Source organism: Teichococcus coralli (assembly GCF_009829925.1).
Lineage (GTDB): Bacteria > Pseudomonadota > Alphaproteobacteria > Acetobacterales > Acetobacteraceae > Pseudoroseomonas > Pseudoroseomonas coralli.
Genome location: NZ_SNVJ01000027.1, coordinates 14954 through 27805 on the forward strand (window position 1 = coordinate 14954; position 12852 = coordinate 27805).

At 73.2% G+C, this 12852-nt stretch carries 12 protein-coding genes; 2 read left to right on the top strand and 10 right to left on the bottom strand.

Features of this window, described 5'->3' with window-relative positions; genetic code table 11:
* Nucleotides 1–25: 25 nt before the first annotated feature.
* On the bottom strand, nucleotides 26–2347 hold the full coding sequence (locus E0493_RS20660; protein ID WP_160939160.1) for a sel1 repeat family protein: 2322 nt from the start codon (nucleotides 2345–2347) through the stop codon (nucleotides 26–28).
* Nucleotides 2348–2901: 554 nt separating this feature from the next.
* Here E0493_RS20660 and pdxY point away from each other — a divergent pair.
* Entirely contained in the window at nucleotides 2902–3762 is an 861-nt protein-coding gene (pdxY, locus tag E0493_RS20665; protein ID WP_160939161.1) for a pyridoxal kinase PdxY, read from the top strand.
* 55 nt (nucleotides 3763–3817) lie between these two features.
* Here pdxY and E0493_RS20670 read toward each other — a convergent pair whose 3' ends face one another.
* The 9 genes from E0493_RS20670 to E0493_RS20710 all read right to left on the bottom strand — a co-directional run bounded on the left by E0493_RS20670 (nucleotide 3818) and on the right by E0493_RS20710 (nucleotide 11530).
* On the bottom strand, nucleotides 3818–5410 hold the full coding sequence (locus tag E0493_RS20670) for an ABC transporter substrate-binding protein (RefSeq protein WP_160939162.1): 1593 nt from the start codon (nucleotides 5408–5410) through the stop codon (nucleotides 3818–3820).
* Between the two features lie 101 nt (nucleotides 5411–5511).
* The gene (locus E0493_RS20675; protein WP_160939163.1) at nucleotides 5512–6117 is read right to left on the bottom strand and encodes a hypothetical protein; all 606 of its coding nucleotides are present in this window, start codon (nucleotides 6115–6117) and stop codon (nucleotides 5512–5514) included.
* A gap of 74 nt (nucleotides 6118–6191) precedes the next feature.
* Complete coding sequence (locus tag E0493_RS20680; protein ID WP_160939164.1) at nucleotides 6192–6737, bottom strand: hypothetical protein; 546 nt, start codon at nucleotides 6735–6737, stop codon at nucleotides 6192–6194.
* Between the two features lie 5 nt (nucleotides 6738–6742).
* On the bottom strand, nucleotides 6743–7267 hold the full coding sequence (locus E0493_RS20685) for a gamma carbonic anhydrase family protein (protein ID WP_160939165.1): 525 nt from the start codon (nucleotides 7265–7267) through the stop codon (nucleotides 6743–6745).
* Between the two features lie 97 nt (nucleotides 7268–7364).
* Entirely contained in the window at nucleotides 7365–8321 is a 957-nt protein-coding gene (gene argC / locus E0493_RS20690; RefSeq protein ID WP_160939166.1) for an N-acetyl-gamma-glutamyl-phosphate reductase, read from the bottom strand.
* A gap of 121 nt (nucleotides 8322–8442) precedes the next feature.
* The gene (rpsI, locus tag E0493_RS20695; protein WP_160939167.1) at nucleotides 8443–8940 is read right to left on the bottom strand and encodes a 30S ribosomal protein S9; all 498 of its coding nucleotides are present in this window, start codon (nucleotides 8938–8940) and stop codon (nucleotides 8443–8445) included.
* 5 nt (nucleotides 8941–8945) lie between these two features.
* A complete protein-coding gene (rplM, locus tag E0493_RS20700; protein ID WP_160939168.1) occupies nucleotides 8946–9416 on the bottom strand; it encodes a 50S ribosomal protein L13 in 471 nt (156 codons plus the stop codon).
* Between the two features lie 82 nt (nucleotides 9417–9498).
* The gene (locus E0493_RS20705) at nucleotides 9499–10611 is read right to left on the bottom strand and encodes an AbrB family transcriptional regulator (protein WP_160939192.1); all 1113 of its coding nucleotides are present in this window, start codon (nucleotides 10609–10611) and stop codon (nucleotides 9499–9501) included.
* 220 nt (nucleotides 10612–10831) lie between these two features.
* Complete coding sequence (locus tag E0493_RS20710; RefSeq protein ID WP_160939169.1) at nucleotides 10832–11530, bottom strand: extensin-like domain-containing protein; 699 nt, start codon at nucleotides 11528–11530, stop codon at nucleotides 10832–10834.
* A gap of 107 nt (nucleotides 11531–11637) precedes the next feature.
* Between E0493_RS20710 and E0493_RS20715 the strand changes: the two genes are divergently transcribed.
* Nucleotides 11638–12810 carry a M20 aminoacylase family protein gene (locus E0493_RS20715; RefSeq protein ID WP_160939170.1) on the top strand — a complete coding sequence of 391 codons (1173 nt, stop codon included), beginning with the start codon at nucleotides 11638–11640 and terminating at the stop codon, nucleotides 12808–12810.
* The last annotated feature ends 42 nt before the right edge of the window (nucleotides 12811–12852 follow it).

The following is a 12852-nucleotide window of genomic DNA, read 5'->3' on the forward strand; positions in this document are numbered from 1 at the left end:
CCCTCTCCCATGGATGCCGTGCTGCTCAGCGTCGCTCCAGCCGCGACAGGGCGGTGGCGGCCTGCGCCTCGCCGAGCGCGACCGCGCGCCGGTACCAATGCGCGGCCTGGGCGGGATCGGGGCGGATGCCCAGGGCGCCGATCCCTTCCAGGAAGGCCGGATCATAGGTGCGGCCCAGCGCGGCGGCGGCGCGGCCGCTGCCGGAGTCCGCGGCATAAGCATAGAGCAGCCGCGCGCCAGAAATATCCCGGAGGGTGAGCATGGAGTCTGCGCGCCGCATCACCGCCTCCAGCTCCTCCGGCGTCATCGCGCGGCGTGGCGGGGCGGGCTGGCCGGGTGCCGCGCCGCTGGCGGCGGGGGGCGCGACCGCGGGAGCGGCCTGGGAAGCCGCCGGGGGAGCAGGCGGCGGAGCGGGCGGAGAGGCGGCCTGCGGGGCGGCGGTGGCCGCGCCGGCAGGCGAAGGCGTGGAGGCGGGTGGCCGCTCCGGCACCGAGGGCTGCGGGGAGGCGGTGGCCGCCTCCGGGCGCGCCGGCGGGGCCGGGCTGGCAAGCGCGGCGGCCGGCGGTACAGCGGCCGCCGGCTCGGATGCGGCCTGAGCGGGCCCGGAAGCGGGGGAAGGCTGCGTCGCCGCGCCGGCGGATTGCGGACGGGCGGACGCGGCCGGCGGCGAACCGGCGGGCGGCGGTGGCTCGGCGGCCGCGAGGGCCTCCGCCCGGCGTGCCCAGACCGAGGCCAGCAAGGGATCGGCGGCAACGCCCGCGGCGCCGATTCCCCGCAGGAAGTCCTCCTGATAGGTGCGGCCCAGGGCCGCCGCCGCCCGGCTGCTGCCGCCCTGCGCGGCCTCCCGGTAGAGCGTGCGGGCCATGGCCACGTCGCCGAGGGCGAGCTTTTCCTCGGCACGTTGCAGGATGGCCGCCTGAGCCTCGCGGGAAAGCGAAGGCGCGGCGTTCTCCGGCGCGGCGGACGGGGCCGGGTCGGGCGCCGCCGCCGAAAGGACCTGAGGCGGGCCAGCGCCCCTTTGGGGTGCGGCGGGCGCGGACGGAACCGCAGTTTCGGCCGGCGCGGAGGGCGCGACGGAAGCCGGGGCCGGCACCGCGGGTGTCGCCGGCGCGGGTGCGGGTGCAGGCGGTGCGGGTGAAGCGGCGGGGGTGGTGCCGCCCTGCGCTGGTCCCTCCGGCGGCGGCGCCTCGCCCGCCGCACGGGGCTCGCCAAGAGGCTGCGGGCCGGGCTCGGGCGCGTTGGCGGGCTGCGCGGGGGCGGCGGGTGCCTTCGGTGCGTCGGCGGCTTCCGCAGCCAAGCCGTCCGGCGTGGCGGGCCGGGGTTCCGCCCCGGCTTCGGCCGCCGCTGCCGCCGCCTCCGCTTCGCCGGGTCCGGCCGCGGCACCGGCGGCACCCTGCGCGACAACGGGCGCCTGCGGTTGCGGCGCCTCCTCCGCCGGGGCGGGTTCGGCGTGACCGGCCTTCCCGGCCGGGGCGGATGGCCGAGGTTCCGCGCCGGGCGGCATCTCCGCCGCCGCCTCGTCCGGTCCGGCAGCCTGAGTGGCTGCGTCCGCGGCGGGCAGCGGCGTTTCCGGCCGCGGCGCCGCGGCTGCCGGCAGGGCGCCGGTCCGCGCCGGCACGGCGTCAGGCTCCGGCCCGGCCGGCAGGCGCGCCGCCCAGTCGGCGACGAGAAGCCGCTCCTCCAGCGCCGGAAGCGGCGCCGCAGGCGTGCTTCCAGCCGCGGTGGCCGTGCCGTCCCTGCGCGTGGCGGCCATGCCGGCCAGGGCCAACCGCAGGGGCGGCTGCGGCTCGGCCACGGCGGCGAGGGAAGGCGCGGCCGGTGGCGGCGCGGCGTCCAGCGGAACGGACGGTATGGCGGCGGCCAGCGTGGAGGCCTGGAGCAGGAGCGCGTCGACTTCGGCGAGCGAGGGGCTTTCCTCCGCCTCGGCCTCCGTCGCAGGAAGGGCGACGCCGGCCTGGATGCGCGTCAGCCTCGCATCGATCTGATCGGCCTGCGCCAGCAGCTCGGCGATTTCCGCCTGGAGGGCCGCGACCTTGTCGGATTTCGGCGGCTCCGGCGCCGACGCGGCCAGGGCCGAGGGCACAACGGGCGCCGGGCCGGCCGGATTCGCCCGGGGGGCTGGCGGGCGATCCCGGGGCGGGGCGCCGGTGCCTTCCGCCAGCAGGGCGGGCAGATAAAGAAAGCTCACCCAGCCCATGGTGACCACGGCCGCCAGGCTGCCGGCGAGAAGCAGCCCGGGATTGCGCGGGCGGTCGGGAAAGTCCGGCCGCGTGGAGCCGGCCGACTGCGAGCTGGCGGCTTCTTCCGGCTGGCCATGCTTCGGAGGCAGGTGCGGCGAAAAGCTCATCGTCGGGCTACCATCCGGTTGGTCCTCGTATCGCCGCTTGCGGGCGCAGAGGCAGGAGACAAGGGGCGCTGCGCGTGCCGGCGGCCGCCCTGGCCACGCGGGAAAGCGCGCCTGGCCGGCGCCGCGTGCGGGAGGCCGCCCCTCGGCAGACCGCGCTCCCGCCCTCGCGCAGCGCGATTTCCGCGCCCGCCGGGCCGCCCGTCGCTGAGGATGGGGCGCACTCGCACCGGAGTGCAGACAAGGACCGCCTCCGCAAGCAAAACGGGATTCTCTACATGCCCGCACGAGACGCTCTGCAGTAACAATCCTGCACCTGCAAGTCATTCAGCACGCTGCCTTTTCGCTCGGCGCGTGGCTTGGCATCACGGTAGAGTCGCACACACGAAGCCACAACACCTTTCGCCACGCCAACGAGAGCCGGCGCATCACGGAGTTTGGAGCGGCTGCCGCGCCCGCGCCGCGCGGGCGGGCGGCGTCGCGCGTTTCCGCCGGGTGATTTCGCCCGCCACCCCGCTGTCCTAGTCTCCGCGCGTCTGGCAGCCAGCGGAGTCCGCATGAACATCCTTTCCATCCAGTCCTGGGTCGCCTATGGCCATGTCGGGAATGCCTCGGCCATGTTCCCGCTGCAGCGGCTGGGTGCCGAGGTCTGGGCGGTCAACACCGTGCAGTTCTCCAACCACACGGGTTATGGCACCTGGCGCGGGCAGGTCTTCGGTGCCGAGCTGGTGCGCGACCTGGTGCAGGGCATCGAGGATCGTGGCGCCCTGCCCCGCTGCGACGCCGTGCTGTCCGGCTACATGGGCGACGCCGCCATCGGCGAGGCGGTCCTGGACGCCGTTGCGCGGGTGAAGGCCGCGCGCCGCGGCGCGCTCTACTGCTGCGATCCCGTGATCGGCGATGTGGGGCGCGGCATCTTCGTCCGGCCGGGCATCCCGGACTTCATGCGCGACCGCGCGGTGCCGGCGGCCGACATCATCACGCCCAACCAGTTCGAGCTGGAATGGCTCACCGGCAGGCCCGTGACCACGCTGGAGGAAGCCAAGGCGGCGGCCGCGGCGGTGCAGGCCACCATGGCGCCGGACGGGCCGCGCTGCGTGCTGGTGACCTCGCTGCGCGTGGCCGAGACGCCGGAGGACCAGATCGAGATGCTCGCCGCCGAGGGCGGGCAGTTCCACCGCATCCGGACGCCGATGCTGCCGCTCTCCGTCAACGGCGCGGGCGATGCAATCGCCGCGCTGTTCCTCTTCCACCGGCTGCAAAGCGGGCAGTCCGGCGCGGCGCTCGGCGCGGCGGCATCCTCCATCTACGGGCTGCTGCGCCGCACCTCGGAGGCCGGCTCGCGCGAGATCCTGACCGTCGCGGCGCAGGAGGAGTTCGTGGCGCCCAGCCGCGCCTTCCTGCCGGAAGCCTGCTGAGGGCAGCCGGACAGGCGCCGCGGGGAAAGCGCCCTTCCCCGCGGCGGGAACGCGTTCAGGCGCGCTTCACGTTGATCGGCAGCGTCATGCCCTTGCGCTGGCCGGTGAGGTTGCTGCGCCAGGCGCTGTCGATCAGGTACTGGCCGAGCGGGTAGAAGGGCAGGTCCACGAAGAACTGCTCCTGGATCTGCCGGCCGATGCGCTTCTGCGCGTCGAGGTCCGGGGCGTCGAACCAGGCGGTGCGCAGCTCCTCCAGCTTCGGCGCGGTGGGCCAGCCGAACCAGGCGTCCTTGCCGTTGGCGCGCAGCAGCGGGTGGCCGCCGGGATTGGCGAGGTCCATGCCGCCGAACAGCACAATCAGCGCGTTCCAGCCGCCCTGGTCCACCGGGTTCTTGTTGGCGCGGCGCTGCAGCACGGTGCCCCAGTCGGAGGTCGCGCTCTCCACGTTCATGCCGCACTTCTGCAGCATGTCGGTGGCGACGGCGGTGAGGTTGTTGTTGTTCACCACGTCCGTCGGGTGGAGCATGACGACCTTCTCGCCCTTGTAGCCCGCCTGCTTCAGCGCCTTCTTCGCCGCCTCCAGGTCGCGCGGCGAGGTCAGCGCCTGCATCCCCGCGTCGGAGGCGAGCGGGCTGCCCTCGGGGAAGCAGCCGACGCCCTCGCGCCAGAGATCCTGGTTGTCGCCCATGATCGCCGTCATGTAGTCGGACTGCTTGATCGCCGGCAGCAGGGCGCGGCGCACGGCCGGGTTGTCGAAGGGCGGGTTCAGGTGGTTGGGGCGCAGCATGGCCACCGTGCCGCCCTGGTCGAGCCGTTCCACGGTGATGTTGCGCGCCCCCTTCAGCAGCGGGCGCAGGTCGGGCGCCACCTGCTCCCACCAGTCCACCTCGCCGGACTGCAGCGCGGCGGCGGCGGTGGCGGGGTCGGGGATGACCTTCCACTCCATGCGCTCGAAGTTGGCGATCTTCGGCCCGGCGATCAGGCTGACCGGCCCTCCCTTGACGGGAATGTAGTTCTCGAACCTGCGGTAGACGAGCTGGCTGCCGGAAACCCGCTCATCCGCCACGAAGCGGTATGGGCCGGAGCCCACCACCTCGGTGAAGCCGCGGGCGGGATCCTGGCTGGCGAAGCGCTCGGGATAAACGAAGCAGGGATAGGACGACGCCTTGGCCAACGCATCCAGCATCGGGCCGAAGGGCTGCTTCAGGCGCATCTCGAAGCGCCGGTCGTCCAGGGCGCGGATCTCGTCGAGGCGGGTGGCCAGCGTCTGGCCGTGGGTGTCGCGCAGCATCCAGCGCTTGATGGAGGCCACGGCGTCCCGCGCGCGGATCTTCTCGCCGTCGTGGAAGGTCGGGCCGTCGCGCAGGGTGAAGGTCCAGCGCTTGCCGTCGTCCTCCACCACATGGCCCTCGGCGAGCTGCGGGTGCGGGCGGGAGTCCGCGTCGATGCCGTAGAGCGTGTCCCAGCACATGTGGCCGTGGTTGCGCGTCGGGTAGGCGGTGGTGTTCAGCGGGTCCAGGATGCTGACATCCGCCTGTGGGATGAAGCGGAGGACCCGCTGGCCATCGCCCTGGGCGAGCGCCGGGCGAGCGAGATGGGCAGCGGCGGCAAGCCCGGCCGTTCCCGCCAGGAAGCTACGTCGTTGCATTGGTCTTCTCCCAGGTTCCGTCCATTATCCAGGCGCGCATTCTGCACATCCTGCCCAAGCGCAGAAGGCCTGGCGCGGCGCCATGCCGCCCCGGCCCTCCCCTAGTGCGTGAGCACCTTTCCGGGATCCGTGGTCTCGCCCAGCGCGCTCCAGCCCGCCGTGGCGTCCAGCGCCGCCACCGTCTCCTGCAGGCGGCCGGTGGCGATGGCGGCCTCGGGCAGCGGCCCCGGCTCGTTCAGCCGCCGCAGCGTGACCTCGGGGCCGGCGGGAAACACGGCCTCGGGCAGCGGCGGACGGCGCCCGGCCTCCAGCGCCCGCGCGGCGCCGGCCAGCAGGGTGACGGCCTGCTCCGGCGGCGTGATCTCGGAAAGGCCGAGCGCCCGCCGCACCTCGCCCACGGCGCCGCGCAGGGCCAGGATCGTGCCCGGCGGCAGCGCCGCGTAGCGCGGGTCGGCGGCGAGGACCTCGGCCAGGTATTCCAGCCGCGCGGCGGCGCGCGCGGTGCGCACGGGACGGCCGGCAAGGGCGGCGCCCTGGTCGGCGAAGTCCGCCACGGCCATGTCCACGGCGCTCCGCAGCGGGTCGGTCGCGCCCGGCATCAGGTCCAGCGGCACGGCGAAGGCCGAGGGCGGCGTACGCATCTCCGCGCAGCCCCCAAGGGCGGCGACAAGCAGCAGCGGCAGGGGGGAGAAGGCGAATCGGCGCATGACAGGTCCCGGCGAGGTTGGCGGGCAGCATGGCCCAGTCCGGCCGCCGCGCAAAAGGCGGCGGCCGGCCGGCGTCAGTCGGCGGTGTCGATCAGCTCCTGCGGCGGGCCGAACTCCCATTGGCGCAGGGCGCGTTGCGTCGCCGCATTGGCCTGCGGCAGCCGCGGCAGGCTGCCCAGCTGGCGCCAGGTGCCGGCGCCGCCGGCCGGGAACAGGGTGGCAGGCAGCCGGGATTCCGGGTCCGCAGCGGCGGCCGCGGCGGTGAGCGCGTCGATCACGGCCTGAGGCGGCGCATCGGAAGGGATGCCCAGCGTACCGCGCACCTCGTAACGCGCCGCCTGCAGGCCGGGGGCGACCAGGGAGCCGAACTCGCGCGAGCTGCGGCCGGCCGGGATCTCCACGGCCAGGAACTCAAGCTGCGCGACGGCCAGCGCGGCCCGGGCCGGCTGGCCGCGCAGGCTGGAGGGCGAGGCAAAGGCCGCCGCGGCGCCACGCAGCGCCGCCTCCAGCGGGTCCCGGAACTGCCCAGTCGCCGCCGGCGGCAAGCGGAGGGGCGGCAGCGGGGCGGCACAGCCGGCCGTTGCCAGGAACAGCCCCACGACGATCGCCCTGCGCTGCATCCGCCCTACTCCGAAAGCGAGGTCCGGTGCCGTTTGGCGAGCGCGACGTAATGCCCCGCCGTCCGGTCCCACCTCTTCCGTTCCTCGGCGTCCATCACGCGCACCTTGCGCGCGGGGGCGCCAAGCCAAAGCTCGTTCGGGCCGATGACCTTGCCGGGCGCAAGCAGGCCACCCGCGCCCAGCATGCCGCCCTCCTCGATCACCGCGCCGTCCAGCACGGTGGCGCCCATGCCGACAAAGGCACGGTCCTTCAGCGTGCAGGCGTGAATGATGCAGGCATGGCCGACCGTCACGTCGGCGCCGATGATGGCGGGCTCCCTGCCGGCATTCACGTGCACGATGGTGCCGTCCTGGATGTTGCTGCGCGGTCCGATGCGGATGAAGTTGGTGTCCCCGCGCAGAACGCAATGGTACCAGACACTGGCATCGGCCCCGAGCTCGACGTCGCCGATGACGGCGGCGCTGGGCGCGACAAAGGCGGTCGGGTCGATGGCCGGCAGGCGGCCTTCGAAGGGGTAGAGCGGGCTCATCGGTCTCGGCTTCCTCCCGGCGAAGCGGGACACGCGGGGCGCCCCGTCCGGCTGCTTCCTTCCTGGGCGGCGGCCGGCCGAAGCCGGCCGCCGCGCCTCAGGCAGCCTGGGCCTTCGCGGCCTGCGGCGCCAGCCCCAGCATGAGGCCGATGTTCTGCACCGCCGCGCCGGACGCGCCCTTGCCGAGGTTGTCCAGCCGCGCCACCAGAACCGCCTGCTGCCGCTTCGGGTTCCCGAAGACGCGCAGCTCCAGCATGTTGGTGTTGTTCAGCGCCTCGGGCTCCAGCTTGCCGTTCTCCGGGGCGGGCACGACCCTCACCCATTCCGAGCCCTCGTAATAGGCGGCGAGCGCGGCCTCCAGCGCGGCCGGGGACGGGCTGCCCGGCAGGGTGTCGAGGTGAAGCGGCACCGAGACCAGCATTCCCTGGCGGAAATTGCCGACGCTGGGCACGAAAATCGGCCGCCGCGTCAGGCCGGAATACATCTGCAGTTCCGGCAGGTGCTTGTGCTCCAGCCCGAGGCCGTAGAGCTCGAAACTGGGCGCGGCGTGCGTCTCGTAGGCCTCGATCATCGCCTTGCCGCCGCCGGAATAGCCGGAAACGGCGTTCACCGTGACGGGATGGTCGGCCGGGATCAGCCCGGCGGCCACCAGCGGGCGCAGCAGGGCGATGCCACCTGTGGGGTAGCAGCCAGGATTGGCGACGCGTGGGGCGGCGGCGATCCTCGACGCCTGGTCCGGCGCCAGCTCAGGCACGCCATAGACCCAGTCCGGGTCCACCCGGTGCGCGGTGGAGGCGTCCAGCAACTTGGGCGCCTCGCCACCGAGCGACAGGGCCATGGCCGCGCTCTCCTTGGCGGCGGCGTCGGGCAGGCAGAGCACCACGAGGTCCACCTCGGCCATCAGGGCGCGCTTGGCCTCGGGGTCCTTGCGGCGCGCCGGGTCGATCGAACGCAGCTCGACGCCCGGCAGGGCCTCCAGGCGCTGACGGATGCCGAGGCCCGTCGTTCCGGCCTCGCCGTCGATGAAGATCGCGGGAACTGCACCCTTGGCCATCTGGCTCTCCTTGAGGGGGTCGGTAGGGATAGCAGGAAAGCAGAAAGGGCGGGTCCCTGCGGACCCGCCCTTTCCGATGAACAGCCCTTGAAGGGCCGGCGCGAACGCCGGCCCGCCAGCGTCAGCGCTTGCTGAACTGGAAGGAACGTCGGGCCTTCGCCTTGCCGTACTTCTTGCGCTCGACGACGCGCGGGTCGCGGGTCAGGAAGCCGGCCTTCTTCAGGATGCCGCGCAGCTCCGGCTCGAAGTTGGTCAGCGCGCGGCTGATGCCGTGCCGCACCGCGCCGGCCTGGCCGGAGAGGCCGCCGCCGGCGACCGTGCAGTACACGTCGAACTGCTGGTAGCGGTCGGCCACCAGGAAGGGCTGCGCGATCAGCATGCGCAGCACCGGACGGGCGAAGTACTTGGAGGCGGGCTTGCCGTTGATCTCGACGGTGCCCTTGCCCGGCTTCACCCACACGCGGGCCACGGCGTCCTTGCGGCGGCCGGTGGCATAGGCGCGGCCGAACTGGTCACGCTTCGGCTCGCGCGGCGCGGCGGCGGCCTCGCCGGCGGCCGGGGTGCCGGCGACCAGGTTCTTCAGGTCGGCCAGGGAATTGGCGGTGGTCTGCTCGCTCATGGTCTTCAGGCCACCTTGTTCTTGCGGTTCAGGGCGGCGATGTCCAGCGTCTCGGGCTGGGCACCGGCATGCGGATGCTCGGCCCCGGCGTAGACATGCAGGTTCTTCATCTGGCGGCGGCCGAGTGGGCCGCGCGTGATCATGCGCTCGACGGCCTTCTCGATGACGCGCTCCGGGAAGCGGCTCTCAAGCCGCTCGCGCACGGTGCGGCCCTTGATGCCGCCGGGGTAGCCGGTGTGCCAGTAGAAGACCGACTGCTCGGCCTTGTTGCCGGTCACCTTCACCTTGTCGGCGTTGATGATGACGACATGGTCGCCGCAATCGACATGCGGGGTGAACTGCGGCTTGTGCTTGCCGCGGAGGCGATTGGCGACGAGAGCCGCGAGGCGGCCGAGCACGAGCCCGTCCGCATCGATCAGCACCCAGCCCTTCTTGACCTCCGCCGGCTTCAGCGAGCGGGTCTGCGTGGTCAGCATGATGCGCTTCGTAAAGTCCTGGTATCGGGTGCCGGGCTTATCGCCGCCAGGGCGCTCCGGGTCAAGGGAAAATGCTGTGGTATCATGATACCTCGGCTGTCTGAGCCGCGGAAGACGGCGGCAATCGGCGTGCGAAGAAGCGCGCGATGGCTGGCCCGGTGACCAGGACGATCAGGAAGCGGGCCATCTGCATGGCCATGACGAAGGCGATGTCCACCTGGCTGGAGGCGGCGATGATGGCCACGGAATCGGCGCCGCCCGGGCTGGTGGCGAGGTAGGCGGTGAGCGGGTCGATCCCCAGCACCAGGCTCAGCAGCGCGGCGAAGACGCCGCAGATGGCGATCAGCGCCAGGGTGGAGGCCACCACGCGCGGCAGGGCGCGTGCCGCATGGGCCAGGATCGGCCTGGTGAAGCGCAGGCCGATGCTCCAGCCCACCACGGCATAGCTGACCGCCAGCAGCCAGGGCGGCAGTTCGATGGCCAGCAGCCCGAAGCCCTGCAGCAGGGCGGCGGCGAACATCGGCGCCAGGACCGGCCCGGCCGGAATGCGCAGCCGTTGCGCCAGCACGGCGCTGCCGAGGCCGACCAACAGCGTGGCGCCCAGCGCCGGCCAGGCCACCGGGGGAAACCACGGGGCGCTCTGCACCGCGCCCGCCGGCACGCCGACCCAGACCCGCGCCACCACCGAGGCAACCGTGGCCACCAGCACCACACGCAGGTAGAGCATGAAGGCGACGAGCCGGACGTCGGCGCCATGCGCCTCGGCCATCAGCATCATCGCCGAGGCGGCGCCGGGGGACGAGCCCCAGATGGCGGTGGTGCCGGGCAACACCTGGCGCCGCGCCAGCAGCCAGCCCAGCAGGCTGCTCGCCGCCAGCACCGAGCCCACGCCCGCCAGGAAGACCGGCCAGTCCGCCAGCAACTCACCGAGGATCTCCGGCTTGATGCTGCGGGCGATCATGCAGCCGATCAGGCCCTGGGCGAGCGCGAAGGGCAAGGGCGCGACGCGCAGCCCGCCCTCCATCACTGCCACCAGGATGCCCGCCACCATGGCGCCGAGCAGCAGCGCCGCCGGCAGGCCCAACAGTTCCAGCACCACCACGAAGAGGATGGACAGGCCGAGCATCACCGCCCAGCGGAGCGGGACCGGCAGCCTCCGGAGCGTGGGCGGCCGGCCTTGCAGGATTCTCCGCATCACGGCGGCCTAGCCTCCCCCTCCCCGGCCGGAGGCGCCAGCGGGCGGGAAGGCGTCAGGTCGGGAAGCGGAAATGGGCATCGGCAGGGATCCTGCGGGCCGGCGCGGCCCGCGATGCGGCGCAGCCTGGCACGGGTGGCCATGGCATGCGCGGTCGGCCTTCTCCCTCCCTGTGCCGGTTCTTGTGGATCGCCGCGCCCGGGTCAATGCGGCGCCGCGTTCAGCTGCAGCGCGGCCAGGGTCCGCGGTCCAGGTGGAAGTGGTCGCGGTGCGCCGCGTTGTGGTCCGGCCCCAGCACCGCGCGGAAGAAGCGGCAGGCGCCGTCCCGCACCTCGCGCAGGAAAGCGCCGGCCTCACCCTCGCCCCAGTCGCGCGGCAGCCGGAGCTCGCGCCCGTTCGCCAGGGTGAAGCCGGCCACGTCGATCGCATTGGCGGTGGCGTGCTCGCTGCGGCGGCCCTCCGTCCGGCCATAGACGTTGCGGCAGGCAAAGGTGCCGAGATGCTGCACCCGCGCCACCCGGCTGCCGAAATGCCGCTCCGCCGCCGGCTGCAAGGCGTACCGCTCGAACATTTCCCAGGCGGCGGCGAGCGGACAGGTCGCCACAGGCCCGGCCGGCGCCAGACTGGCCCCCTCGCCCGCGAGCCGCACCGTGTTCTCCAGCGGGCAACCGGCTTCCGAGGGGCGGTCGGGCAGCGGCGTCACCTTTAGGCCGGAGGCGGCGAAGGCGGCAAGGCAGGTTTCCGGCTGCCAGGCCATGCGGGACAACTTCCAGTGCGTCACCAGCGTGGGCGTGTCCCTGAAGTCAAGCGGCGCCAGGGGATCCCAGGCCGGCGGCGGGCGCCAGAGAGCGGTGACGTAGAGGGCCGCAAGGGCCAGGGGCACCAGCGGCAGTGAGGAAAGCAGGGCGCGAAGGAGCATGCCTGCCGAGATGGCCCCTGGGCGGCCCGGGCGGAACCCTCCCCCTTGCCGAGGCCGCCGCCTGCCGCGAAGCTGCGGAGCCTCCAAGCCTTCCAGGACCCGACGCCATGCCCGTGCTGAACCGCATCGCCGACTTCCATGACGAGATGACCGCCTGGCGGCAGGACTTCCACCGGCACCCCGAACTGGCTTTCGAGGAGGTGCGCACCAGCGGCATCGTGGCCGAGAAGCTTCGCCAGTTCGGCGTGGACGAGGTTGTCACCGGCATCGCGAGGACCGGCGTGGTCGGCGTCATCCGCGGCAGCGCGCCGGGCGGGGCGATCGGGCTGCGCGCGGACATGGACGCGCTGCCGATCCACGAGCAGAGCGGCGTGCCCCATGCCTCCACCGAGGCCGGCAAGATGCATGCCTGCGGGCATGACGGGCACACCACCATGCTGCTCGGCGCCGCGAAGTACCTGGCGGAGACGCGCAACTTCGCCGGCACCGTCCATGTCATCTTCCAGCCCGCCGAGGAGAGCGGCGGCGGCGGCGAGGTGATGGTGAAGGAGGGGCTGTTCGAGCGCTTTCCGATGGACCGCGTCTTCGGCATCCACAACTGGCCGAGCGTGCCCGAGGGCGAGTTCGTCTGGCGCGTCGGGCCGGTGATGGCGGCGGTGGCCGACATCGACATCACCATCACCGGCAGGGGCGCGCATGGCGCCATGCCGCACCAGGGCAACGACCCGGTGGTGATCGCGGCGCAGCTCGTCACCGCGCTGCAGTCCGTCGTGGCGCGCAACATCGAGCCGGTGGAGGCAGGCGTCATCACCATCGGCAGCATCCAGGGGGGGCATGCCTTCAACGTGATCCCCGAAAGCGTGCGGCTGCACGGCACCGCGCGCTGGTTCAAGCCCGAGGTGGGCGACATGCTGGAGAAGAAGGTGACGGAGCTGGCCAGCGGCATCGCCACCGCCTTCGGCGCCGCGGCGTCGGTGAAGTTCACCCGCATGTACCCGGCAACGGTGAACGAGGCGGAAGCCACCGGGCTCGCCGTCCGCGCCGCCAATGCCGTGGTCGGCGAGAACCGCGTCAGCGAGATGCCGAAGCCCACCATGGGCGGCGAGGACTTCGCCTTCATGCTGAACGAGAAGTCGGGCGCCTACCTGATGCTCGGCGGCGGCCGCGGGACGGACGACCCGCAGGTGCATCATCCCCGCTACGACTTCAACGACGCGATCCTGCCGGTCGGCGCCAGCTTCTTCGCCACGCTGGCGGAGCAGCTGCTGCCGCGCGGCTGACCGGGCGGCAGATTCGGGCGGGGGCCGAGGCAGACAAGCCCG